22 protein-coding genes are annotated in these 24,807 nt (G+C 61.8%); 16 read left to right on the forward strand and 6 right to left on the reverse strand.

Going from position 1 to position 24,807, the window contains the following annotated elements; translation table 11 throughout:
- Position 1: 1 nt before the first annotated feature.
- Complete coding sequence (locus LNV06_RS18970) at positions 2–1,075, forward strand: glycosyltransferase (protein WP_263539866.1); 1,074 nt, start codon at positions 2–4, stop codon at positions 1,073–1,075.
- A 131-nt stretch (positions 1,076–1,206) separates the two neighbouring features.
- A complete protein-coding gene (gene fliB, locus LNV06_RS18975; RefSeq protein ID WP_263539867.1) occupies positions 1,207–2,466 on the forward strand; it encodes a flagellin lysine-N-methylase in 1,260 nt (419 codons plus the stop codon).
- A 10-nt stretch (positions 2,467–2,476) separates the two neighbouring features.
- Here fliB and LNV06_RS18980 read toward each other — a convergent pair whose 3' ends face one another.
- The gene (locus LNV06_RS18980; protein ID WP_263539868.1) at positions 2,477–3,127 is read right to left on the reverse strand and encodes a methyltransferase domain-containing protein; all 651 of its coding nucleotides are present in this window, start codon (positions 3,125–3,127) and stop codon (positions 2,477–2,479) included.
- A gap of 12 nt (positions 3,128–3,139) precedes the next feature.
- Entirely contained in the window at positions 3,140–3,781 is a 642-nt protein-coding gene (locus tag LNV06_RS18985) for a glycosyltransferase family 32 protein (protein ID WP_263539869.1), read from the reverse strand.
- Between the two features lie 308 nt (positions 3,782–4,089).
- On the opposite strand from LNV06_RS18985, the gene flhD reads away from it, so the two are divergent.
- From flhD to LNV06_RS19050, 13 genes are all read left to right on the forward strand, one after another.
- Positions 4,090–4,413 carry a flagellar transcriptional regulator FlhD gene (gene flhD / locus LNV06_RS18990; protein WP_263539864.1) on the forward strand — a complete coding sequence of 108 codons (324 nt, stop codon included), beginning with the start codon at positions 4,090–4,092 and terminating at the stop codon, positions 4,411–4,413.
- 43 nt (positions 4,414–4,456) lie between these two features.
- Entirely contained in the window at positions 4,457–4,993 is a 537-nt protein-coding gene (gene flhC, locus LNV06_RS18995) for a flagellar transcriptional regulator FlhC (protein ID WP_263539865.1), read from the forward strand.
- Between the two features lie 3 nt (positions 4,994–4,996).
- A complete protein-coding gene (locus LNV06_RS19000) occupies positions 4,997–5,785 on the forward strand; it encodes a class I SAM-dependent methyltransferase (protein ID WP_263539870.1) in 789 nt (262 codons plus the stop codon).
- 119 nt (positions 5,786–5,904) lie between these two features.
- A complete protein-coding gene (motA, locus tag LNV06_RS19005; protein ID WP_263539871.1) occupies positions 5,905–6,765 on the forward strand; it encodes a flagellar motor stator protein MotA in 861 nt (286 codons plus the stop codon).
- Positions 6,766–6,822: 57 nt separating this feature from the next.
- The gene (gene motB, locus LNV06_RS19010; RefSeq protein ID WP_263539872.1) at positions 6,823–7,773 is read left to right on the forward strand and encodes a flagellar motor protein MotB; all 951 of its coding nucleotides are present in this window, start codon (positions 6,823–6,825) and stop codon (positions 7,771–7,773) included.
- 27 nt (positions 7,774–7,800) lie between these two features.
- Positions 7,801–8,193 carry a chemotaxis response regulator CheY gene (gene cheY, locus LNV06_RS19015; RefSeq protein ID WP_263539873.1) on the forward strand — a complete coding sequence of 131 codons (393 nt, stop codon included), beginning with the start codon at positions 7,801–7,803 and terminating at the stop codon, positions 8,191–8,193.
- A 14-nt stretch (positions 8,194–8,207) separates the two neighbouring features.
- Positions 8,208–8,843 (forward strand): protein phosphatase CheZ, encoded by a 636-nt coding sequence (locus tag LNV06_RS19020; RefSeq protein ID WP_263539874.1) that lies wholly within the window; start codon positions 8,208–8,210, stop codon positions 8,841–8,843.
- 574 nt (positions 8,844–9,417) lie between these two features.
- Positions 9,418–10,599 (forward strand): flagellar biosynthesis protein FlhB, encoded by a 1,182-nt coding sequence (gene flhB / locus LNV06_RS19025; RefSeq protein ID WP_263539875.1) that lies wholly within the window; start codon positions 9,418–9,420, stop codon positions 10,597–10,599.
- A complete protein-coding gene (flhA, locus tag LNV06_RS19030) occupies positions 10,599–12,707 on the forward strand; it encodes a flagellar biosynthesis protein FlhA (RefSeq protein ID WP_263539876.1) in 2,109 nt (702 codons plus the stop codon). Before flhB ends, flhA begins: the two co-directional genes overlap by 1 nt.
- A 79-nt stretch (positions 12,708–12,786) precedes the next feature.
- Positions 12,787–14,460 (forward strand): flagellar biosynthesis GTPase FlhF, encoded by a 1,674-nt coding sequence (flhF, locus tag LNV06_RS19035; RefSeq protein WP_263539877.1) that lies wholly within the window; start codon positions 12,787–12,789, stop codon positions 14,458–14,460.
- A 37-nt stretch (positions 14,461–14,497) separates the two neighbouring features.
- A complete protein-coding gene (locus tag LNV06_RS19040) occupies positions 14,498–15,310 on the forward strand; it encodes a MinD/ParA family ATP-binding protein (RefSeq protein WP_263539878.1) in 813 nt (270 codons plus the stop codon).
- 18 nt (positions 15,311–15,328) lie between these two features.
- Positions 15,329–16,042 carry an RNA polymerase sigma factor FliA gene (locus LNV06_RS19045; RefSeq protein ID WP_263539879.1) on the forward strand — a complete coding sequence of 238 codons (714 nt, stop codon included), beginning with the start codon at positions 15,329–15,331 and terminating at the stop codon, positions 16,040–16,042.
- A gap of 106 nt (positions 16,043–16,148) precedes the next feature.
- Entirely contained in the window at positions 16,149–17,519 is a 1,371-nt protein-coding gene (locus LNV06_RS19050; protein WP_263539880.1) for a methyl-accepting chemotaxis protein, read from the forward strand.
- 14 nt (positions 17,520–17,533) lie between these two features.
- Here LNV06_RS19050 and LNV06_RS19055 read toward each other — a convergent pair whose 3' ends face one another.
- The 3 genes from LNV06_RS19055 to LNV06_RS19065 are packed head-to-tail and all read right to left on the reverse strand — an operon-like array spanning position 17,534 to position 22,135.
- Positions 17,534–19,489 carry a GGDEF domain-containing protein gene (locus tag LNV06_RS19055; RefSeq protein WP_263539881.1) on the reverse strand — a complete coding sequence of 652 codons (1,956 nt, stop codon included), beginning with the start codon at positions 19,487–19,489 and terminating at the stop codon, positions 17,534–17,536.
- Between the two features lie 16 nt (positions 19,490–19,505).
- Entirely contained in the window at positions 19,506–21,758 is a 2,253-nt protein-coding gene (locus LNV06_RS19060) for a putative bifunctional diguanylate cyclase/phosphodiesterase (protein WP_263539882.1), read from the reverse strand.
- The gene (locus tag LNV06_RS19065; protein WP_263539883.1) at positions 21,755–22,135 is read right to left on the reverse strand and encodes an Hpt domain-containing protein; all 381 of its coding nucleotides are present in this window, start codon (positions 22,133–22,135) and stop codon (positions 21,755–21,757) included. Before LNV06_RS19065 ends, LNV06_RS19060 begins: the two co-directional genes overlap by 4 nt.
- 387 nt (positions 22,136–22,522) lie before the next feature.
- Here LNV06_RS19065 and LNV06_RS19070 point away from each other — a divergent pair, with 387 nt between their 5' ends.
- Positions 22,523–24,187 (forward strand): sensor histidine kinase, encoded by a 1,665-nt coding sequence (locus tag LNV06_RS19070; protein WP_263539884.1) that lies wholly within the window; start codon positions 22,523–22,525, stop codon positions 24,185–24,187.
- Here the strand turns inward: LNV06_RS19070 and LNV06_RS19075 are convergent.
- Entirely contained in the window at positions 24,166–24,789 is a 624-nt protein-coding gene (locus tag LNV06_RS19075; protein WP_263539885.1) for an ANTAR domain-containing response regulator, read from the reverse strand. The two genes, LNV06_RS19070 and LNV06_RS19075, sit on opposite strands and share 22 nt — an antisense overlap.
- Positions 24,790–24,807: the final 18 nt, after the last annotated feature.

Below are 24,807 nucleotides of genomic sequence, written 5' to 3' on the forward strand. Positions count from 1 at the left end.
CATGCCTAGTTTGAATGGCAGCGGCCATGGGGGCGTAGCGCCTCGCCGGGTCTGCTTGGTGGTGATCGCCCGCGACGAAGCGGCACGCATCGAGCGGCTGCTGCAAAGTGTCAAACCTTGGGTTGATGAAATGCTGGTGCTGGACACCGGCTCGAAGGACAACACGGCGGCTTTGGCCCAGTCTCTGGGCGCCAGGGTCGAGCACTTCTCTTGGTGCGACGACTTTGCCGCCGCACGCAATGCCGCCTTGGACGCGGCGGGCGCCGATTGGCATCTGGTCTTGGATGCTGATGAGACCTTGATCTCCGGTGGTGAAGCTCTTTTGGCCCTGCGCGGGCTCAAGCCTGATTTCGTGGGCAGCATCGATTTTCTCGACCACTTTGAGGACGGCGCCAGTCGCCAGGCACACGCCCGGCTCTCGCGTGTGTTGCCGGGCTTTGTGCGTTACCAAGGCCGTGTGCATGAGCAGCCTCAGCATCAGCTGCCCATCCGTGCTTTGGACCTAAAAGTGGCCCACGACGGCTATTTGCCCGAGGCACTGCTGCGCAAGCGCGGTCGCAACGAGGCCTTGCTCCAGCGCGAGTTGCAAGAGCGGCCCGCCGACGCCTATCTCTGGTACCAATGGGGCAAGAACTGCGCGGTCTATGACGACCATGCAGGAGCCGAGGCTGGCTTCTCTCAAGCCACTGAGTTACCGCACCCCGAGCAGGGCTGGTGGCTGGATCTGGTCGCCCGGCGCCTGTATGCCCTCAAGCAATTGAAGCAGCACGAACTCGCCATGCAGTTCGCCGAGTCGCAACTGCAATGCTGTGCCGAATCGCCCGACTTCTTTTTTGCGCTGGGCGATCTTTTGCTCGACCTTGCCGCGGACACGCCGGCGCAGGGCGATGCCTTGTTGCCGATGATTGAAGACGCATGGCGGCGCTGCCTTGAAATTGGCGAGCGCCCCGATCTGAGCGGCGCGGTGGCAGGCCGTGGCAGCCACCTCGCGGCCCACAATCTGGCTTTGGTGTTGGAGGGTACAGGCCGCGGAACTGAGGCGCAGCATTTGCGTCAGCTTCATGCGCTTGGCTGATCATCGTCAGCGCAGCTGAATTGGCTGGCGCAGAACGCTTTGATCGATCGTTCAAGTCTGTCTGCTGAGGCTCCAATCCGATCTAGTGAGAACGGGCAATCCATGCCCCGCAGCAAGAGAGGTTCAGCGCGATGTCGAAATTCAGTCCGCAGGCGCAAGCGCCGCGCTATATGCAGAGCTTTCAATGCGTGGGGTCTGCATGTGTTGAAACCTGCTGCGCCGGTTGGCAGGTCAATATCGACAAAACGACCTACCAGAAGTACCAGGCCGTCAAGATCGAACCCCTGGCCGGGAAGTTGCGTCAGCATGTGCACAAGGCCAGCGGAGCTGCGCGCAACCTTGGTTACGGCGTGATCGAGCTGAAGTCTGAAGAGGCTTGCCCCTTTCTAGATCAGGCCAAGCTGTGCAGCATTCAAACAGCGCTCGGGCCAGAGGCCCTGTCGCGGACCTGTAGCGACTACCCACGCATCTACACCCAGGACGGATCACATCTTGGCCTGAGCGCCAGCCTGAGTTGTCCTGAAGCGGCCCGAATAGCCTTAACGCAGCCAGATGCACTGGAGATGGAAAGCCTCACGCTGCCTTTTGCCAACCCAGGTTTGGTGCCCGTCGGACGTCGGCTGGCGCCGCTTGCGGCGAATGAGGCTGATCCAGTGAGACGCCACGCGAGCCTCCTGCGGGAGGCTTTGTTGACCTTGATTCGTCAACCGGGTCTGAGCGCAGCCCAGGCCATGGTGGTTTGCGGCATGTTGTTGCGTCGGGTTGCTAAATCAGTCAGCGCCGATGAGATCGCGATTGGCCAGCAGGCTGAGCAGATGCAAGACCCCACGAGCGTGGCCGAGCAAGGCATGGCGGATGCCATGGCTCACTACCTGAGCCCCGAGTTCCTGTCGCGCGCACCTGGGCAGCTGCGCGCATTGCCGGTGCTCAAAGAAGTTCAATCCGCGCTCTTGATGGGGGCGACCGAGCAGTTCTTGTCACAGCATGGGGGGCGCGCTTCGTTCCGCTTGCTGATGAGCGAGGCGGGGCCGGGCTTTCAGTCGCCAGGCGCGGGCTTGGCGCGCTTTGCTGAGCTGGATGCCGCTCAGCCGCATTTGCTGAAGAACTATCTGCTCAACAGCTTGATCGGTGACTTGTTTCCTCGCAATGGCGCGGCTGAGCTGGAAGAAGAATTCATGGCGATCGCGGTGCGCTTCGCTTTGATCCAGTTCTATCTGAAGGGCTTGGCTGCCAGGGCTGAACACGACTTTGGCGCTGACGATTTTGTTCGCGTGGTCTATGTGGTGGCCCGCAATATCGAGCACAACCGGCGTTTCATGCCTACGGTGCTGAAGGCGCTGCGCGATCAGGATGCGCTGCGCTTGGAGGTGCTGGTGACGCTGGTCGGCTGAGGCTTGAGCCTCAGGTCTCGCTGGAGGCGGCGGCCTTCACCCGGTTCGCCACCACCAGCAAAGACATGCGGTTGAAGAACCACATGCCTTCCACCGCCCAGGGCGTGAACTTGCGCAGCACATTGCTCAGGGTGTAGGGCGTGTACCAGCAGTTGTGGTCGGGGTGTACCACTTCCACAAAGGTCTGCGCGCCGCTGCTGTAGTCGAAGTGGCGGCGAAAGCAGCTGTAGGCGTCGGGCACCGTGATCGCATACTGATCCGCGCCCAGTGCGTCCAGATGGCGGAAAAAGCCCTCGACATCGGGCACATGTTCCAGCACTTCGGGCACCAGCACCAGGTCGTATTGGTCTTTGACCTGACTCCAATCAGAAAAGAGCCGTCCACGCAGATGCGGCTGCATGCTGCTGAAGGCTTCGTGGTTGATGTCGAAGCCGTCGAGCTGACAAAGCGGATCCAGGCGCAGATGCAAAGACTGGTTCAGATCGGTGATGGGCCAGTCCACGCAACCGACATGCAGCACCCGTTTGCCCTCGCACATGGGGCCAAACACCTCCATGCGCGACTTGCCCACCAAGTCTTCTCCGACCCAGGTTTTTTGCACAAAGTAGGGCGCGTGCGCGTGCTCCAGCGCAGACACCGGCGTTTGCGGAACTTTCTTCATCGTCGACGTCATTCAGGCCACCTTTCGCTTGTGCAACTCGTCATAGCACTGCAAGGTGCTGCCCCAGGCTTGGTCGGCGAAGGGCAGGGCAGGGCCGCTGTACTGCGCGCCGCTGAAATGGTTTGGAATGAAATAGTGGCTGGGCCAAATCGTCAATCCGGCGTATTGATGCATGCGGTGGCACTCGGTCAGGAATAGCGGGCCGACACTTTGCCAGGCCATGCGGTCGTCCACCCGTTCGGTGTTTTGCAGATCCAGAATCATCTGGCCGAAGAAGGGGTTTTCCGGCACCGAGGCCACATAGCCGGCGGCAATCAGACCGGGCCGTGCCAACTCGTTCTCCCAGCAGGCACAAGCCTCACCTTCGAACAGCCAGGGCTCCAGGGGGCGGCGGCAAACGCTGTCGGCGTCCACCACAAAGCCACCCTCCTGGTAGAGGATTTCCCAGCGCATCAAATCGGCCACGCCATTGAGTTCGCGCCGAGACATATCTCGCATGTGGCGGGCATTGATCCAGCCATAGTCGGCCAACTCAGCATTGCCCCAGACCTTCAGCGTCCAGTCGGGATTGAGATCGCGCCAAGTGGCGATGCAGTTGTCGGGCCGCTTGCTTTCGTCGCCGACCCAGATCACATGCAGGGTACGTGGAATCATCGCTTTGCTCCACAGTCAAAACAGATCTGCAATCTAGCGGCAGGCTGCTTCGGCCAAAGCTGAGATAAGGCCTGACTTCGCTTCCTACATTCCTACAAGGAAAAATTGCCGCTTTGCCCGGAAAACTGCGGTTTACCTGGGAGGGCAAGGCCAGCGCAGGGCAGGGTTGTAGGAATTTGCCTGACAGGGGTGAGAGACAAACAAGGACTCAAGGCCTGGATTTGGGCTGATGTTCCGGGCCTGTTTGGATCTTCACAATTCGTTCCAAGTTGTTACGAATCGTGAAGTCCAAAACCTGGAGCCGCCAAATGAACGCAGACCAAATCCTCGCCGAAATCCGTGAAGCCAATCTGTCTTACCTGATGCTGGCGCAGAACCTGATCCGCGCTGACCGTGAGCAGGCCCTGTACCGCCTGGGCATCTCGGAAGACACCGCCACGCTGATCGCCACACTGAGCCCGGCTCAGCTGATGAAGATTGCCTCCGGCAACACGCTGCTGTGCCGCTTCCGCATGGACGACGATCTGGTCTGGGGCTTGCTGACCAGCCACGGCAAGTCGGCCGCCAACGACGGCGTGTCCCGCCTGCACGCTTCTATCTTGATGGCCGGCCGCCACCAAGAAGCTGCCTGATTTCAGATATTCCGACGAACCTCTTTCTGACCGAGACCCCATCATGCGCAACAAGAGCATCGTGACCGAAGCCCGCCAAATCGAACGTGCGGTGACCCTGATCAACCTGGGCGCGCGCCTGCAGGTGCTGGAGTCGGAAACCGATATGTCTTACGAGCGCCTGCTGCGCCTGTACAAGGAAGTCTCGGGCAAGAGCCCCAGCAAGGGTCAGCTGCCGTTCTCGACCGACTGGTTCATGACCTGGCAGCCGAATATCCACGCCTCGCTGTTCTTGAATGTGCATGAGTACCTGAACAAGGTCTCGGAGCTGGACGAGATTGATGCGGTCATCAAGGCCTATCAGCTCTACCAAGAGCAGACGCAGGCGCAAGGCCTGGAAGCCATGCTGTCCATCACTCGCGCCTGGCGCCTGGTGAAGTTCATCGACAACGGCATGCTGACGATGACCAAGTGCTCGGACTGCGGCGGCCACTTTGTGACGCATCCACACGAGATTGCGCGCCACTTTGTCTGCGGCATGTGCAACCCGCCGGCCCGTGCTGGCAAGGGCCGCGCCCAGGGTTCGATCCAGATGCACTGAAACATGTCGGCGAGCCCAATCTTGCCGATCGCGCCCAAAAGACTTGCCGCCGGGATTGCCCCGCTGATGCGTTGGCCGCTGCCGGCGCTCTTCAGCTGGGGTGCTGCTTGGGCGGCATTTCTTTTCTTGTCGCGCGCCGGCCTGGGTCTTCTTGCGGCCTTGCTGCTGGCGAGCGCCGTTGGAGCGAGCCTGGCTCTGCTGCACTCAGCCCGTTGGCGCCGCATCATGGTGGCCTTGGGCTTTCCTTTGTCTGTGCTGATGTCCGGCCAACTTACGGCCATGCCGGCGTGGACCTGGTTGCTGCCCCTGGCCTTGTTGGCCTTGGCCTATCCGAGCCGCAGCTGGGGCGATGCGCCGCTATTCCCCACCCCTCGCAACGCCTTGGCCTCTTTGCGCGAACTGGCCCCGCTGCCCGAGGGCGCGCGGCTCTTGGATGCGGGCTGTGGCTTGGGCCACGGCTTGCGCGAGCTGAGGCGCGCCTATCCTCAGGCCCGCATCGAAGGCATCGAGTGGAGTGGCTTGCTGGCACTGGCCGTTGCCTGGCGCTGCCGCTGGGCCAAGATCCACCGGGGTGATATGTGGGCGCAAAGCTGGCGCCCTTACGCCTTGGTCTATGTTTTTCAGCGGCCGGAAACGATGGCTCGGGTGTGGGCTAAGGCCTGCTCCGAATTGTCGCCGTCGGCCTGGTTGGTCAGCCTGGACTTTGCTGTTCCCGAGCAAAAGCCGAGGGCGACGCTGGCATTGCCGCGCGGGCACAGTCTTTGGATTTACCAGATTCCCGCCAAGCAATGAGCGCGTTAGCACGGTCAAAACCGCTCAGATGCAGGGATTGAGCCCCCACGGCTGACGGCACACTCAAGAGCCATCAATCCCCGCCGATATGGGCAGGGAAGCATCACTCAAAAAACACTATGTTCGTCATCATCGGCTGGGCCATCTCCATGGCTTGCATCTTCGGCGTCTACATTGCCCACGGCGGCAATATCAGCGTCATCTTGCATGCCTTGCCATTTGAGGTCACCACTATTCTGGGGGCCGCCATCGGCGCCTTTCTGGCGAACAACCAGATGAAGGTGGTGAAGGCGGCCGTGGCCGGCTTGGGCAGCTGCTTCAAGGGCAGCAAGTTCAGCAAGGCCCGCTATATGGAGCTGCTGGCGCTGATGTATGACATCTTGCAAAAGGCCCGCAAAGAGGGTCTGATGTCGATTGAAAAAGACGTCGAAGACCCGCACTCCTCGCCGCTGTTTCAAAAATACCCAACCGTTGGCAATGACCACCATGTCACCGAGTTCATTACTGATTACCTGCGCATGATGGTGTCCGGCAATTTGAACGCGCATGAGATCGAGTCGTTGATGGATGCTGAGATCGACACTCACCACGCCGAAGAGCACGCCGCCGTGGCCGCGCTGCAGCGCATCGCCGGCGGCCTGCCCGCCTTCGGGATTGTGGCGGCCGTGCTGGGTGTGGTGAACACCATGGGCTCGGTGGGCCAACCACCCGCCGTGCTGGGCGGCATGATCGGCTCCGCGCTGGTGGGTACGTTTCTGGGCATTTTGATGGCCTATGGTTTCGCCGAGCCACTGGCCGGTTTGCTGGAGCAAAAAGTGGAAGATGCCGGCAAAGAGTTGCAGTGCATCAAGACCACCTTGCTGGCCAGCATGCAGGGCTACGCGCCCCAGGTGGCGATCGAATTCGGCCGCAAGGTGCTGTTCTCGGGCGATCGCCCCAGCTTCTCTGAACTCGAAGGTCATGTGAAGGGCAAGAAGTGAGCCTTGTCGTCCTTCATGCTTTGCAACGCTTGATGACTGGACTCGAGGGAGGCTGTCATGGCGGGTGACGCCAAAAAGCTCCAGCCCATCATCATCAAGCGCGTCAAGAAGGGCGGCCATGCCGCGCATGGCGGCGCGTGGAAGATTGCTTACGCCGACTTCGTGACGGCCATGATGGCCTTCTTTCTTTTGATGTGGCTGCTCGGTTCCACCACCGAGGGCGACAAGAAAGGCATTGCCGACTACTTTGGCTCACCCTTGAAGGTAGCCATGCAGGGCGGTTCGGGTTCCGGGGATTCTTCGCATGTGGTCAAGGGAGGCGGCAAGGACCTCACCCGTGAGACCGGCCAGGTCAAGTCGGGCGATGTCGAGGCCAAGCAGCGCAGCTTCAGCCTACGCGCCTTGAAGGAAGAGCAGCGCAAGGCCGAGCGCGCTCGACTTGAGCAGTTGAAGGAAAAAGTCGAGGAAGTGCTGGCCAGCAACCCACAACTGGCCACCATGGGCGGGCAGATCCGGCTCGACATGACCAAAGAGGGCTTGCGCATCCAAATTGTTGACGAGAACAATCGAGCGATGTTTGACAGCGGCAGCGCGGTGGTCAAGCCCCATATGCGTCAATTGCTTCGAGAGCTGGGTTCCGTCTTGTCCGAGGTGCCCAATCGACTGACGCTGGAGGGGCACACCGACGCGCAAGCTTTTCCGGGCGGTGATCGAGGCTATAGCAATTGGGAATTGTCCGCCGATCGTGCCAACGCTTCGCGGCGAGAATTGATCGCCGGGGGCCTGCCCGAGCCGCGTACATTGCGGGTTCAGGGCTTGGCCTCCAGCAAGCTACTGGACAGCAAACAGCCGGAAAGTCCGATCAACCGACGTATCAGCATCATCGTCATGAACCGCGACGCGGAAGACGCCGTTTTAAAGAACTTGCCCCCTGATGAACCGGCCGGTGAGGGCGATGATGCGAATGCCGAAAAAAGTCCCTCAAGTTCTGCCCCCAAGCCCCGATAAATCTCTCTAGCCCTTGCGAGGAAAGCCATGAGCACAGACATGAAATTTTTGGTTGTTGACGACTTCTCCACCATGCGGCGTATCGTGCGCGGCTTGCTGAAGGAGATCGGCTACAACAACTGCGAAGAAGCCGAAGACGGGGTTGAAGCCCTGAATATGCTGAAGCAAGCCAAGTTCGACTTTGTAGTCAGCGACATCAATATGCCCAATATGACGGGTTTTGAATTGCTCAAGGCCATCAAGGAAGATCCCAATCTGAAGCACCTGCCGGTGCTGATGGTGACCGCCGAAGCGCGCAAAGAGGACATCGTGCTGGCTGCCCAGTCGGGTGCCGCCGGGTACATCGTCAAGCCTTTCACCAAGGCGACGCTGGAGGAAAAAGTCCAGAAGATCATGCAAAAACTGGCCGCTGCGGCCTGAGCGGGGGGAACACCATGTCGATTGATCAACTGAGCAAATTGAATGTGGGCACCGACCCCTTGTCGGTGTCTCCCGAGGTGTTTCAGCAAATCGGCACCATCACCCGCGTGCTGCATGACACCATGCAGCAACTGGGCGTCATGCCCAAGTTGCAGGTCGCAACCGATGGCCTGCCCGATGCCCGCAGCCGCCTGAGCTACATCGCTACCAAGACGGCAGCCGCAGCTAACAAGGTGTTGAATTCGGTCGACCAGGCCAAGGAAGACCACGCCTTCATCTCCAAGGCCACCAATGAAATGGCCGCGGCTTTGGTTGCTGACCCCGTCAAGGCGGTGGCCAGCGGTGCGGTGTTGAACTTCGTTAAAGAAGTCGATGCCCGTACGGCGCGGATTGACGGCCACCTGACCGACATCATGATGGCGCAGGACTTCCATGACCTGACGGGTCAGGTGGTTGCCAAAGTGGTGACTTTGGCCAACGATCTAGAAGACAGCCTGGTCAAGCTCTTGGTGTCCATCGTGCCGCCCGAGCAGCGCGAGAAAGTGGACCCGAACATCTTGCAAGGCCCCGTGGTCAACCCCGAAGGCCGCACCGATGTGGTGGCCGATCAGGGCGAAGTGGACGATTTGCTGGCCAGCCTCGGTTTCTGACCCCTCGGCCCGCATCAAAAGAACCCGCATCAGGCGGGTTTTTTGTTTTTTGGAATGCAGCTTTCGGCAGAGGCTGAAGTTGGCGCATTGCAGTCCATTGTTTGGGCGGTGCTCAGGCCACTTGGGGGCTCTGCGCCGCTCCTGTCCCCCGCCCCGGTCTTCGCCCGGGGCTCCACCTTTACCTCGCGTCGCAAAGCCCCCAAGCGTCCTGATCCAGCGAGGCCGCGCGACTTCGACGCGGACGCACATCGATGGAACTGCCGAGTGGCGTCGGGGGCGTGACTCCGGGAGGTAAAGGAGGAGTCGGCGCCTGCAAGGCGACGGCGGGGGACAGGAGCGGAATTACGCCCCCGATGGCGCTCGGCACCTACCCATCCGCCGAAGACCGCTAAGTGCCAAAACCAGACTGAGTCCTAGTCGAGGCAAGCTCTTGCCTTGGCCTCGCTTTTGCTGTCGGTACTTTGTCACGCCAAAGGACGGCCTGTTTTACCGATCTTTTCTGGCTTAAGTTTTTGCGGCCACCGCGAACAATGGATCTGCGGGCAATTTCTATGCTCGCCAAGCTTCCATTGCCATGGCCGACCAAGACGCACAAGACAGAAATTTACCGGCCTCAGCCAAGAAGATCGAGAGATCTCGGGCTGAGGGCCAGCTGCCGCGTTCGCGGGATCTGCCTCATTTCGCAATGATGTTGGCGGGCGGCGCGCTGCTCAGCGTGGGGGGCCCGCGCATTGTGGATTCGCTGCAGCAAATGCTGATTTACGCGCTGCATTTCGATGCCAGCATGTTGGCGCGGGCTGACTTCATGGGCACACGCCTGATGGACCTGACCCTGCGCTTTTTGGCCCTGATGTTGCCCATCAGCCTGTTTTTGTGCCTGGTCGCGGTGGCGAGCAATATCGCCTCAGGCGGCTGGAACTGGACCATGAAGCCCTTGGCGCCGAAGTTCTCGCATCTGAATCCGATCAGCGGTTTTGGTCGCTTGTTGAGTGGACAGGGCGTGGGCCAGGCCATGAAGGCGGTGGTCTTGGCTTTGGTGCTCGGTGCCATTGGCGCGGTGGTGCTGAAGGACCGCATGGCCAGCTTCGTGGGCATCATGTCGGTGCCTTTGCCTGCGGCCTTGGCCTATGCGGGTCACCAATTGATGGGCGGCGCAGTGTTTCTGGGCATTGCGCTGGCCTTGTTTGCGGCCATCGATGTGCCCTTGCAGCGGCAGCTCTATATGCGCCGCATGCGCATGACCCGTGAAGAGGTCAAGCAAGAAATGAAAGAGGCCGAGGGTAACCAGGAAATCAAGGCCAAGATCCGCGCCAAGATGCGGGAGGCCTCGCGGCGCCGCATGATGGCCGCGGTGCCCACGGCCGACTTGGTGGTGATGAACCCGACCCACTATGCGGTGGCCCTGAAGTACGACGACGCCAGCATGGCCGCCCCGCGCGTGGTGGCCAAGGGCGCCGATCTGCTGGCGATGAAGATCCGCGATCTGGCCAAAGAGTCCAAGGTGCCGGTGTTGCAGTCGCCAGTGCTGGCGCGGGCGCTGTATGCCCATGCGGAGCTGGACAAAGAAATCCCGGTCAGCTTGTTCTCCGCCGTGGCCCAAGTGTTGGCCTATGTCTACCAACTGAAGGCCGCCATGGCCGGCCGTGGACCGAAGCCGGATCTTCCGAACCCACCGGTGCCACCGGAACTGGACCCGCACAACAAACCTGGCTCGGGCTTGCCAGCCGACCCCGATCTGGAAGGTGACGAAGAATAATGAACGCGCTGATCGCTCAATTGCAGACCTTGTTGGGGCCACGGGCGGCCGTGCTCGGCGCCCTCGGCGCCCCAATCGCCGTCATCTTGGTGTTGTCCATGATGGTGCTGCCGCTGCCCCCGTTTGCACTGGACCTGATGTTCACCTTCAACATCGCCATGGCGGTGATGGTGATGATGGTGGCGGCCAATATGGTCAAGCCGCTGGACTTTGCGGCCTTCCCAACCGTGCTGCTGCTGACCACTTTGCTGCGCCTGTCGCTGAACGTGGCTTCCACCCGCGTGGTGCTGATGGAAGGCCACACCGGCACCGGCGCGGCCGGCAAGGTCATTGAGGCCTTCGGGCACTTCTTGATCGGCGGTAACTTTGCGGTCGGTTTGATCGTGTTTGCGATTCTGGTGGTGATCAACTTCATCGTGGTCACCAAGGGTGCGGAGCGGATTGCTGAAGTCGGCGCGCGTTTCACCTTGGACGCGATGCCCGGCAAGCAGATGGCGGTAGACGCCGACTTGAACGCCGGCCTGATCAACGAGGCCGAGGCCAAGCGTCGCCGCGCCGAGCTGGGCGACGAGGCCGACTTCTTCGGCTCCATGGACGGTGCCAGCAAATTTGTGCGTGGCGATGCGGTCGCGGGCATGCTGATTCTGGTCATCAACATCGTCGGTGGCTTCATCATCGGCATGGCCCAGCACGGCTTGTCGGCCGGCCAGGCGGCCGATTCCTACATCTTGCTGGCGGTGGGCGATGCGCTGGTGGCTCAGGTGCCGGCCTTGCTGATCTCGGTGGCTGCCGCCATGGTGGTGTCGCGCGTCGGCACCGACAAAGACATCGGCAGCCAGATCGGCCGCCAAGTCTTCGGTTCGGCCAAGTCACTGGCCATCACCGCGGGCGTGATCGGCATGCTGGGCCTGATTCCGGGCATGCCGCATCTGGTGTTTCTTTTGATTGCCGGCGGCATGGGCTATCTGGCCTGGTGGCTGCGCACCCGCGATCAAGCGCAGGAGCGGGCCGCCAAAGCCAGCGCTGCCGCGCCAGTGGTGCCGACCGGCGAGCCCAATGGCGAAGCCAGCTGGGACGACCTCATTCCCATCGACACCTTGGGGCTGGAAGTGGGCTACCGCCTGATCAGCCTGGTCGACAAGGCCCGAGAAGGCGACTTGCTCAGTCGCATCAAGGGCGTGCGGCGCAAATTCGCACAGGAGGTGGGCTTTCTGCCGCCTGCGGTGCACATCCGCGACAACCTGGAGCTGCGGCCCAGCCAGTACCGCCTGAGCCTGCGCGGCGCCGTGGTGGGCGAGGCCGAGGCCTTCCCGGGCATGTGGCTGGCCATCAACCCCGGGCACGCCACCCAAAAGCTGATCGGCACCCAGACCACCGACCCCGCTTTCGGCCTGCCGGCGGTCTGGATCGAAGACCGGCAAAAGGAAATGGCGCAAATGGCTGGATTTACCGTGGTTGATTGTTCGACCGTGGTGGCCACCCATCTCTCACACTTGATGCAGGTCCACGCAGCTAAGTTGCTGGGCCGGGTGGAGACCCAGGCATTGGTCGAACACCTGACAAAACAAGCGCCCCAACTGATCGAAGACGTGATTCCAAAAATGGTCGGCATCGCAACATTGCAAAGAGTTCTCCAGCTGCTGCTGGAGGAGGGCGTGCACATCCGTGACATGCGCTCCATCGTCGAGAGCATTGCCGAGAACGGCGCTGCCGCCAATGTGGCCAATGACCCGGCCGAGCTGGCCCGTCGCATCCGCACCCACATCGCCCCGGCCATCGTGCAGCAGATCTACGGCCCCGTGAAGGAGCTGGACGTGATCGCTCTGGAGCCTGAGCTGGAGCGTCTGGTGACCCAAGCCCTGAATTCCCCCCACGGCGCTGCCCTGGACCCCGGTGTCGCCGACACCCTGGCCCGAAGCGCTGCCGAAACCTCGCAAGCCCAGGAAGACCGTGGCGTACCGGCCTGCCTGCTGGTGCCCGACCTGATCCGCGCTCCTATGGCCAAGCTGCTGCGCCGCGCTGCGCCGCGCCTGAAGGTGCTGGGCCACAGCGAGATTCCTGAAACTCATTCCATCCGTATCGGTTCCATCATCGGAGGCACCGTATGAAGAGCCCCAACGCTCGCATTCGCTCGCTTTCCCCCGAGGGGTTGCTGGCCTCCTTTGAGGCGGCTCGGCAGGAGGCCTTATGAACGTCAAACGCTTTACCGCTAAAACCTCCCGCGAAGCCATGGCCCTGGTGCGCCGGGCCTTTGGTGATGACGCCGTGGTGCTGTCCAACAAGCCTTGCGCCGAAGGTGTTGAGGTCTTGGCGATGGCACCGGAAGGCATGTCGCAAATCGAACGCGTGGCGGCCACCGCCCCGCGCGTGGCAGCACCCAGCCGTGTGCAGGCCCGTCCAGTTGCTGAAGCGCCCGAAGCCAACGCCTCGCGCAGCTTCGCGGCCCGCACCGGTCAGCGCCAGGAACCCAGCTTCGGCTATGCCGACCCGGTGGCCGGCGAGGTCGACCAAGACGTGCAGACCCTGGCCATGAGCACCTTGTCCTTCCAGGACTATGTGCGTGAGCGTGTGCTCAAGCGCCGCCAGGCCGAGCTGGAGGGTAAGCCTGATCCCATCCACAGCGCTGCAGCGGCCGAACCGGCCTTCGAGCAGCCCGGTGTCAGCTCGATTGCCGCCATTCGCCAGCAACGCGCCCAGGCGGCCTTGCAAGCGATGCAGCCGCGCCGTGCTGAGGCTGCGCCGATGCCGCAAGCGGCAGCGCCTGCTCGACGTGCGCCGCCCGTCCTGCGCGACGAGATCCGCGTGCCTGCCATGCAGCGTGATCTGGCTGGCTTGTCCGAGATGGGGCAGCTGAACGAGTTGGCCGATCTGCCCAACCGTGGCCGCCGCGATCAGCAAGACATGATGAATGAGCTGCGCTCGATGAAGGGCCTGATCGAAGAGCGCTTCGGCGCCCTGGCCTTTATGGAAAAGCTGCAGCGTCAGCCGGTGCAAGCTCGCCTGACCCAGAAGCTGCTGGAGATTGGCTTCTCGCCCGCGCTGGTGCGCAAGCTGGTCGAAGGCTGCCCTGCCGAGTTCAAGGGCGGACCCCATGAGGCGGCCGATGAAAACAGCTGGGCTGCCAATGTGCTGTCTCGCAACCTGATGACCGACGAGGCCAGCCCGGCCTTGGAAGAGCAGGGCGGTGTGTTCGCCCTGATCGGCTCCACCGGTGTCGGCAAGACCACCACCACCGCCAAGATTGCTGCCGCTTTCGCCACCCGCTTCGGCGCTGCCAATCTGGGCCTGATCACGCTGGACGCCTACCGGGTCGGCGCTCACGAACAACTGCGTGCTTATGGCCGCATCCTGGGCGTGCCGGTGCACACCGCGCATGACCGGGCTTCGCTGGAAGACCTGCTCGAGTTGTTGTCCAGCAAGAAGATGGTGCTGATCGACACCGCCGGCATGGCCCAGCGTGACAGCCGCACCAACGAGTTGTTGGACATGCTGGCCCACCGCAGCGTGCGCAAGATTTTGGTCGTCAATGCCGCTCAGCAAGGCGAGACGATTGAAGACGTGGTCACTGCATGGCGCGCGTCTGAATGCCACGGCGTGGTCTTGTCCAAGATCGACGAAGCCGTGAAATTGGCGCCTGCGCTGGACACCTTGATCCGCCACAAGCTGAAAGTCTTGGGCGTGACCAATGGTCAGCGCGTGCCAGAAGACTGGCACCGCCTGTCGTCTCAGGCCTTGGTCCAGCGCGCCCTGCGTGCAGTGGCCGCCGGCGCTTGGCGCATGGACAAGGCAGACGTCAACCTGATTTTCGCTGGTGGGCCCGCGCTTGGCCCGCAGCACGCGGCAGCGATGGGTGTCTTCTAAGCCGCCCCGCCGAACGATCAAAGAATTGGACTGCACCATGCGCGACTACGCTCTCCCTCATCATTCCTTGGCTCCTCAGGATCAGGCCGATGGCCTGCGCCGCCTGTTCGCCAGCTCCCGCGTGCGCTTCATCCCGGTGGTCAGCAACCCACATGTGGTGGGCTCGGGCGTGCTGCTCGAAGGCCTGTGCGCGGCGTTCGCTGAGCTGGGCTTGCACACCTTGGTGGTGGACGCCGGTGAGTCTTCGCCCAAGCCTTCGGAGTTGGCCCAGGTGGACCTGAGTTCTTGTGTGGACCGCTTGTCCAAAGACGTGTCCTACTTGGCCGCGCGCGGCCTGCCGATGCGCTATATCAACGCCAACGGCTCGGCTGCTCAGTTCCTGGAAGCGGTGACCGATGCCGCGCCGCACGCCGATGTGGTCTTGCTGCATGCCAGCGCTGCCGAACTGGCCCGTGTGGTGGCCTTGCGTGAAGTGCGCCCGGTGCTGCTGGCCGATACCGATTCGCAAAGCGTCACCCATGCCTATGCCGGCATGAAGTGGCTGGCCAGCCGCGCCGGTCTGATGGTGTACAGCCTCTTGCTGGCTTGCTCACCGCAGCTGCGCCTGTCGGACCGGATTGCGCAGCAGATCAGCAGCTGCGCCGATGGTTTCCTCGGTGCCGTGCTGCGTGACTGGGCCTGCATGGACCCGAAATGCCCGCCGACCGCGCCGATTGCCCCTGAAATTCGGCATCTGGCGCGTGAGCTGTTGATGGCAGCGCCCCCCGGCGCCGCTTTGGAAGCCTCGGTCAATGCCAGCCCACTGCGCCCCGCGCAGCGCTCGCCGTATTTGTCCGCCGCCACTGTTTGATTGCTGCTGGAGCTGATGATGTATACCGCCAAAGGCCGCCTCGATAATTCCTCGCTCATCAAGCAATACAGCCCCTTGGTGCGACGACTGGCGCATCAGATGATCGCCAAGCTGCCCGCCAACGTCGAGATCGATGACCTGATTCAGGTCGGTCTGATCGGCCTGAGCGACGCGCTGTCGCGTTTCGACATCGGTCAGGGCGTGCAGTTTGAAACCTTTGCCACCCAGCGCATTCGCGGCGCCATGCTCGACGAGCTGCGCGGCGGCGACTGGATGAGTCGCGGCACGCGCCGTCAGCAACGCGAGATCGAAAGCGCGGTGCGCAAGCTCGAACAGCAACTCGGCCGTGCGCCGGTGGAAAGCGAGATCGCCGCCGAAATGGGGACCTCGCTGGCCGAATACCAAGACCTGCTGGGCAAGGTGCGCGGCACGCAGCTGGTTTATTTGGAAGACATGTCGGGCGACGAAGGCGACGAAGACTTCCTCGACCGCCATGTGGCCGACCACAGCAACAACCCCATGCTCAAGCTTCAGGATCACCGCATGCGCGAAGCGTTGGTGGCCGCCATCAAGAACCTGCCGGAGCGTGAGCAGTACATGATGAGCATGTACTACGAGCACGATATGAACCTGAAGGAAATCGCGGTGGTGCTGAAGGTCACCGAGTCGCGCGTGTGCCAATTGCACAGCCAGGCGATTGCACGACTTCGCGTCAAGCTGCGCGACTGGTAAGGTTGACTTGTTGCAGGACGCAGAGAGGCCGCCGACATGTTCGCGGCCTTTTGTCCTTGGTGAGAATGACTGACAGGCGTGCACCAAGCACCCGCAGGGAGACACGATGATGGCTTTCTGGAAGAGGCGCAGCGCCGAGCCCGTTGCATTCAAGGGGGCGGCGTCGGCTGCCTCTCCGGATGCCGAGCGCCAGGATCAGCGCCAGCATCAACTGGTCCGTGATATTGCGCAGACGGTCTCCAGCGTCGGGCGAGATGCGGCGGAAGTTCGCGGCGTTCTTGAGGATACGCAAAAGGTCGTGATGTCCCAGGCCCAGGCCATGGGTGCTTTGTCGAATGAGCTGAGCGAGGTGCGCAGCGCGCAGCAAGTCATCAGCCAAGCCACCGAGCAGTCACGCGCGGCCGTGGGGCGCGCCAGCCATGCACTGGAAGGCGTGGGCCACGAAGTCGCCGGCATTGTGCAAACGCTGCGGCAGGTTTCCGATGCGGCCTCCGAGATCACCAAGATTGCCTTGCAGACGCGCTTGGTGGCTTTCAACGCTTCAGTGGAAGCTCGCCGGGCCGGCGAGGCCGGGCGAGGCTTCGGTGTTGTGGCCGACGCGGTGAAGGATCTGGCCGGCAAGGTGGAGAACTCATCGAAGGCCATCATGGGCACGGTGCTGGCGCTGGATGGCCGCATCGAGGCCTTTGCGCGCGAGTTGCGCAGCGATGCGTCGCAGGCGCAGCAAAGCGCCATCCATCAAGCCTTTGCTGAAGTGCGCAGCGACGTAGCCCAGATCGCCGCCTCCGCCCAACAAAGCGAGCACACGGTGAAATCGTTGTCCGGCCGCGCCAACGACTTGGAGCAAGAGGTGCAGCAGGCCATGATCAGCCTGGATACCGCGTTTTCTTGCAGTGATCGTTTCTTGAAATTGTCGGAGCAACTGATCGAGAAAATCGCGGGCTCGGGCGTCGAGGTGGAAGACTCGCCTTATATCCAGGCCGCCCAAGAAGCCGCCATGGAAATCAGCCAGTTGCTTGAGCAAGCGCTGGAGCGCGGCCAGATCGATAGCACCAAGCTCTTTGATGAACAGTACCGCCCGATTGCTGGCACGCAACCGGCTCAGCATCTGACGCAGTTTGTGGAGCTGGCTGATCGCCTCTTTCCGACGGTGCAAGAGCGACTGCTTGGTTTCTCCGCGAAGGTGGTGTACTGCATTGCCGTGGACCGGAATGGTTATGTCGCCACCCACAACAAGAAGTACTGCCAGCCGCAGCGCAGCGGTGATTTGGTCTGGAACACGGCCAACAGCCGCTACCGCCGCATCTTCAACGACCGTACCGGCTTGGCCTCCGCCCGAAATCAGCGGCCGTTTTTATTGCAAACCTACCGGCGCGATATGGGAGGCGGCAATTTCGTACTGCTGAAAGAAGTGTCGGCGCCCATCATGGTGAATGGGCGGCACTGGGGCGGATTACGCTTGGCCTTCAATTTCTGAGGGAAGCTCAGTATTCAAGGCGCCACACAAGCGCGGTTCTTGCCGGTGTGCTTGGCTTCATAAAGCGCCACATCGGCACGGTCCAGCGCCGCTTCCAAGGTCTCGCCAGGGCGGAAATGGGTGACGCCGGCCGAGAAGGTGATGAAGACGTCTTTGCCTTCATGCAGGAACAAGCTGGTCGAGAGCGCGCGTTGCAGGCGCTGCAAGACCGCTTGGGCCTCGTCCAAGGGCGTAGCCGGCAACATGAGCACAAACTCCTCGCCGCCGTAGCGCGCCACCAAGTCGCCCGGACGCAACTCTTTGGAGACGCGCTCGGCCAATGACTTCAAGGCTTGGTCGCCGGCGCCGTGGCCGAGCGAATCGTTCAGGCGTTTGAAGTTGTCGATGTCCAGCAGCGCCAAGGCGATGCGCTTGCTGGCCGGCACCTCGGCTGCGTCGTCGCCAGTTGTGCTCTCACCGGCTTCGCGCTCGATCTTGGCCTGCTCAACCGCAAAGGCCGCCAACAAGCCGCGCCGATTGGCAATCTGGGTCAGTTGGTCGGTTTGCACCTCGTTCGACAAGCGGCGCAGTTCACCCTCGAGTTCTTCCACGCGCTGGCTCATGCTGCTGGCGCGCTCGTTCTCCAGCGTCAGTCGCTCCTGGGTTTGCCGCACCAAGGTCTGCACGCTGCGGCTTTCTTCCACCATCTCGCGCACCACACCGGCCAAGCTCTCCAGCGAGTCCGCTTTTTCGATCACCTCGGCGTAACGGCCGACATTGTTTTGGAAACGATCGGTGTGCTGACCCAATTCGCCCAACTCGGCCAGCATTTGGTGGATCAGCGATTTGAGCGAGTCGCGCGCGCGGCTGCGTTCTTCGCGCAGGGCGCGTTGGCGCTCGCGGGTGCCCCCCAGCATCTCAGTGACCGATCGCACGCCGCGGCCACTCAGGCCTTGCTCCAGCGTGTTGTTCATCGCCTCGCATTGGCCGCGCGCCCAGGAGTCGTCCTCCGCCAAATCGACCAGGCTGGCGCTGAGTTCCCGGCACAACTGGCCCAACTCATCAAACATATGTTGGCGATGGTCCAGCATATGGCGGGCTCGCAGGCACAGTGCTTCCATCTGCGCTGCTCGCTCGGGCGTGGCACCAGCGCCTAGCAATTCCTTTTGGGCGGCATTCAGCTCGTCCATCAGCTCGGCGGCATAGCCTTCCTTGCTCTGCAGCGCGTGCTGAACCGTGCCATGCAGTGAGGTGCCAATTTGCGGCCAGTTTGAATGCGTTGAAGCAGCTGTCGAAGGCGCGAAATCTTGGGGTCTAGCCCCGGCAGGCATGGGTGCCAAGTTCAGCAAGGGCTCTGCGGAATCCTGCTCGTTGCGGCTGTCCGGGAAATCGTCTTCCTCTTCTTCCATCATGAACTGCGTGGGCGAGCCGCTGCTGGCGCCCGAGTCATCATCCGAGGTGCTGATATTGGCGTCAGCCACATCGCTGTCCCAGCTGCTGACCAATTGCTGCATGCGCTTGAGCATGCGCTTGGCATCGCTGCGGTTGTTCTCCAAGACCCGCTGCAAGCCGTCTTTCTTGCGCGCCAAGGTCCATTGCCGGCCACCTCGTTCCAGGCCTCGCACCAGACGTTCCAGCACCTGGGCCAGGGCCTCGGCTTGCGCGGCTGGGCCCTCGGTTTGCTGCAGTTGTTCAACTTGACGCACGGCGTCGTCCCAACGGCTCTCTCGCACACAGACTTGCAGGTCCATGCGCGCCTGGTTGCTGCCAACGCCCAGATTGGTCAGTTTGTTGATCAGGTTCTGTGGGCCGTCAGCCAAGCTCGAAGGCGCGGCTTCGCTGCCCGATTCAACGGCATAGGCGCGGGCATAGTTTTCCGGCGTTGGCTCAAGCTGCGCCTGCGCCAGCCGCAGCAAAGCAGCTTTGGCGATTTGGGCCGCGGGAGCCCCTGCAGGCGAGCGTGACGGGGAGGGGCGACGTTGCTCGTCCATGCCTTGTTCCTAAGTCCTAACGAAGTCCACCAACGGGGTAAAACGCGTCCGGGGGCGGCAGTTCGCCGCCGTTCTCAAGCTCGCCCTTGGCGCGCGCGATCCACGGCGCTTTGCGCGGTAAAACGGTTTGGGCCAGCCACAGCTCCACCTCTTCGGGCGGCAGCGGCTTGCTGAACAAAAAGCCTTGCATCAGGCTGCAGCCCAGGCGGTGCAGTACGTCCATTTGACGCATGGTTTCCACGCCCTCGGCAATCACGCGCAAGCCCATGGCGCGGGCCAGGGCGATGATGGCGGTGACCACCGCCGAGCTCTGCGGCGTGATGCCCAGATCGCGCACAAAAGTGCGGTCAATCTTGACTTCGGAGATCGGCAGCGTCGTCAGATAAGCCAAGGACGAATAGCCGGTGCCGAAGTCATCGATGGAGATCTCCACACCGACTTCGTTCAGACGGTGCAGCGCGGGAATCACGTTCTGCAGGTCTTTCATCAAGTTGTTTTCTGTGATCTCTAACTGGATCGCCCGGTGCGGCACGCCGTAGGCACTGACGCATTGATGAATATGCTCAACCAGGTCGGAGCGCTCAAACATGCGGCTGGGCAAATTGACCGCGATGGAGTCCGAGAATCCAAAATTCAGCTGCCAGATCTTGGCTTGGCGCGCGGCCTCTTTCAGCGCCCATTCCGACAGCGGTACGATCAAGCCGGTTTCTTCGGCCAGCGGGATGAAGTCGCCAGGCGGCACCAGCTTGTCGCCGCGCTTCCAGCGCATCAAGGCCTCGGCGCCCACCATGCGGGCGCCGCGCACATCGATCTTGGGCTGGTAGTGCAACACGATCTCGCCGCGCTCCAGCGCCTTGTGCAGGGCACTTTCCAGCTCCAGCTTCTCGCGGCCTCGGCCGGCCAGCTGTGGGGTGTAAAGCGCCGAGGCATTGCGCCCTTGCGATTTGACCGCGTACATGGCGACGTCGGAATTGCGCAGCAGGTCGGCCATGGTTTGGCCGTCGCGTGGGTAGATGGCAATACCAATGCTGGCGGTGACAAAACACTCTTGACCCGACAGAAAGATCGGCTCCCGCAAGGCTTCCAGCACCCGCTCGGCGACGCGCTCAGCATCACTCTCATCGGCCACTTCAGGCAGCAGGGCGACGAACTCATCGCCGCCGAGTCGCCCAACCGCCTCCAATGTGCGGTGTGAGCGTCCGCCAATGGTTTCGAGCATGCCTTCCATGACTTGGTCGGAGTGGCGCACGCAGCCGCGCAGGCGTCGACCCACTTCGACCAGCAACTCATCGCCGGCCGCATGACCGAGGGTGTCGTTGATGATCTTGAAACGGTCGAGGTCGATCAGCAACAGGCCCACTTCATGGCCGCCGCGGCGTGCTTGTTCGATGGCTCGCTCGACCCGCCAGATCAGCTGGCGTCGGTTTGGTAAGCCAGTCAATGCATCGAAATGGGCGAGCTGCCGGATGCGGTCCTCCGCATGGCGCCGGTCGGTCACGTCCTGCATCACGCCGGTGTAACCATTGGCATTGCCGAGTTCATTGAATTCGGGTTCGGCTTCGATATGGACCACGCGTTGGCGGCCATCGAGCAGGGTGACCGGCAGATCGGTCACCAATACCGAGTTGTGCGCAATCACATCACGTAACAAGCGCAAGAACAGCTCGCGTTCCTCGCGCGGCACCATGCGCATCACGCCAATGAAGTCGAGCCGTTCATGCGGGCCGCGGCCAAACACGCGCAGCGCCTCGGCTGCGAGGGTGAAGCCGCCACCCGCATACCACTCAAAGCTGCCCATGCGTGCCAGGTCTTGCGCACGCGCGAGCCGTGCCTTGCTGCGTTCAAGCTCGATGCGGGTGCGCGAGCTGCGCAGCAAATAGCGCAGCCGTCCGGCCAGCAGACTCCATTGTGGAGACTTGACGAAAAAATCTGTCGCGCCGACTTGGTAGGCGTGATTGATCGAGGCCTCGTCATCCAAGCCCGTCAACATCAGCACGGGGGTTGATTCAAAGCCGGGCTTTTCACGCAGCAGTTTGCAGGTCTCGAAGCCGTCCAGTTCCGGCATCAGCGCGTCCAGCACGATCATGTCCGGCACGGTGGAACTAATCAAGGCCAGCGCTTGCACGCCGCTCTGGGCTTCGGTGACCTCAAAGCCGCGTTCGCGCAAAGCGACCGCGGTCAGCAGCAGATTCACCTCGTCATCATCGACGAGAAGAATTTTCGGCTGTTCGGGCAGGTCCTTGTCCAGAAGAGAGGCTTGAACTTTCATGTGGGGTCTGGCGAAAGGTCCAGCAAGGCCTGCCGCACCAAGGCGATTTGCTCAAGCATACCGTCAAGCAGCGGGCTCAGGCCCTCGGTTTGGCCGATTCGCGCCATGGTTTCAATGGCGGCGCAGCGTTCCGCCAAATCCATCGCACCCAGGCTGGCCGAGGAGGACTTCAGCGTATGGCTTATATGCCTCACCACGTTCAAATCCATCGGCTCAGTGCGGGCTTTGTCCAGCTCCGGCAACATCCGTTCTAGCGCCTTCAGATAGGCAGCGACCACCCGTTCAATCAATTTATTAGCGCCGCTGGGGTCGAGCTCTTGCAGGCGGGCCAGTGCGAGCGGGTCCAGGCAAGGAGCAGGGGAGTTAGGACGGGTCATGGGGCTTCCATCTTGCGATGAGCGCGGCGAATTCTTGAGAGGCGAGTCAAGCTTGCCATTGTCATGTAGCGGGACCGGCGGTGGATCGCTTTTCAGCATAGCGGACGTGATGAAAAAGGGGATTGATCAGGATTCAAAGCTGTTGGCAAAAAAGCCTTCTGGTCCGCAAAACTAGCACTCCAGGACCGCCGCAGATCCAAGCGAGAGAGCGGACTGTAGCCTCAAGAAGTCCGCCGTGGCCTTGATTTGCAGTCAAGAAGACAGAAAAGTCCTCGCGACTGCGCGCCAAGTGCCCAAGGCCCTTCAAGCGGATTCATGCCATATCGGCAGCGCCGCGCCTAACTTGAGTCATCCGGAGTGGCCAATTGCCTCCGTACAATGATTCGTATGAATAGCCTCAGTGACGCACGCAATGCAGCACAACGCTCGCCCCGATGGCGTCGCGCGCTGTGGCTGGCATTGGGCTTGGGCGTAGCGGCCTTGGCTTTTCTAGCGTTGTTTTTCACAGCCCAGCCCAGTGAGGGCTGGAGTGGCTTGGGCGTGGCCAGCTTGTTGCTGGCTTTTCTTTGTTCGGCCCTGGTCCTGCTGGGCATGCTGGGTTTGGGCTGGCATCTGGGCGTGCGTTTGAGCCGGCAGCAACTCGGCGAAGCATTGCGTGAATCGCGCATGCAAACCCAGGCTTTGGCGCAATTGCGCAGCGACTATTTGTGGTCCAGCGATGCCGAACATCACCTGGTGCGTTGGCAGGCCCCGCAGGCCGGCCCCGTTTCGAGCTGGGTGGGGACGGCCTCAACCGAATGCCTGTGGCAACGCTTTGCCTTGCAAGACCATTCACTCAGCGGTGCGCAAACGGACTCGGGGGCAAGATCTGACCCTTGCGAGGCTTTGCGCCGCGAGTTGTCCCGCGGTTTGGCCACGCTAGATCTTCGAGTGGTGGCGAACGATGGGGGACAGCGCGTCTGGCGTTTGCGAGCGGTGGCTCAGTTTGATGCGCAGGGCCGCTTCAGTGGTTACCAGGGTTCGGCCCAGGAGTTGGCTGAGGCTTCGACCACGTGGCTGGATGCTTTACCAGGGCCGGCATGGTTGCTGAAAGGCCTTGATGGTCATGGCAACGCTGCCGACGGGCGCCCCGAGCTCAGCCTGACTGCGCTGCAGGTGAAGGCCATGAATGCGCAGGCGGTCGCGCTGTTGGGCTCTGAACTGGGGCTCGGCAAGCCTTGGTCGGAGTGCACCGCGCAACTGTCCCCGCTCTTGGGTGAGGTGCTGGCCAAGCATCCACCGCGCACCTTCATCGACGCGACAGGTAGCTACCAGTTGGCGGTACTTTGGCCGCAACTGGAGTCTCCGGCTGAGGCCTTGCGCGATGAAGCCGCCTCACAGGCGGCCCATGAGCATGAGTCTTTCAGCTACACGGTCTCGCATGATTTGCGCGCACCACTGCGGGTGGTCGAGGGCTTTGCCCGCATTCTGAAAGAAGACTATGGCCGTGTGCTGGACCGCATAGGCAACGATCACCTTGACCGGGTGATGGGCGCTGCCGCGCGTATGAACAGCATGATTGATTCCTTGCTGTCCCTGGCTCAGTTGTCAGCGCAGCCGCTGTCACGCCAGCCGGTCAATCTCTCGCAGTTGGCCGGCTTTGTGCTGGAGGAATTGATGCGTGCCGTCCCTGATCGGCAGGTGTCGGTCCATATCCAGCCGCATATGCTGGCGCAGGGTGATCCGACCTTGTTACGCATGGTCTTGGAGAACCTGTTGGGCAATGCCTGGAAGTACAGCAGCAAGCGTGCGCAGGCGCAGATTCGCTTTGAGGCCTTGCAGGAATCGGGTCAGTGGATTTACCGGGTCAGCGACAACGGCGCCGGTTTCGATATGCGCTTCGCCGACCGCTTGTTCGGGGTCTTCCAACGCTTGCACAGTGCCAGTGACTTCCAGGGCACCGGCGTCGGCTTGGCTTCGGTGCGGCGCATTGTGCGGCGCCATGGCGGCGAGATTTGGGCCGAGTCTGAAGTGGGCGAGGGCGCTCGCTTTTACTTCACATTGGCCGGCTGAGCCAGCATCTCTACGGCCTCTACCAACATGCGGGCCTGGGTTTCCAAATCACGCCCCTCGGTGCTCGATAGCTTTTGCAAGCGCTCGTAGGCATCCTGCCGATTCAAGGAGTAGCGGTGCATCAGCACGCCGATGGCAAGTGCCACCATTTGCTGCAGCACCAAATCGGTGGCGAGACTGTTTGAGTCGCCGCTCGGCTGCTCTTTGCTGCTGCTGCTGGCGGCTTGCGACATCTTCCGATTCGCAAACGCGGCTTCCACGGCCGGGACGATTTGATGGATATCCAGCGGTTTGACCAGATAGGCAACAGCCCCTAGTTCCTTGACTTTGGCCACCGTTTCTTCGTCGGCAAAGGCGGACAAGAACATGAAGGGGATGTGCAGATACTCGCGTAGATAGGCGGCGACATCAAAGCCGCTCAAGCCCTCCATGCGGATATCGAGCAGGGCCAACTCGGGGCGGTGCTCGCGTGCCAGCAAGATGGCATCGTCGCCATTGTCCGCGTCGATCACTTCAAAGCCGGCCTGCGCCAAGCCATAGGTCAGCGTCGCCAGAACCAGGCGGTCATCGTCGACTACGAGTATCTTGCCCTTGTTGCTCACCGTTGGAGGTCCCCCGCT

This window comes from Paucibacter sp. Y2R2-4 (genome assembly GCF_025717535.1).
Taxonomy (GTDB): Bacteria; Pseudomonadota; Gammaproteobacteria; order Burkholderiales; family Burkholderiaceae_C; genus Paucibacter_A.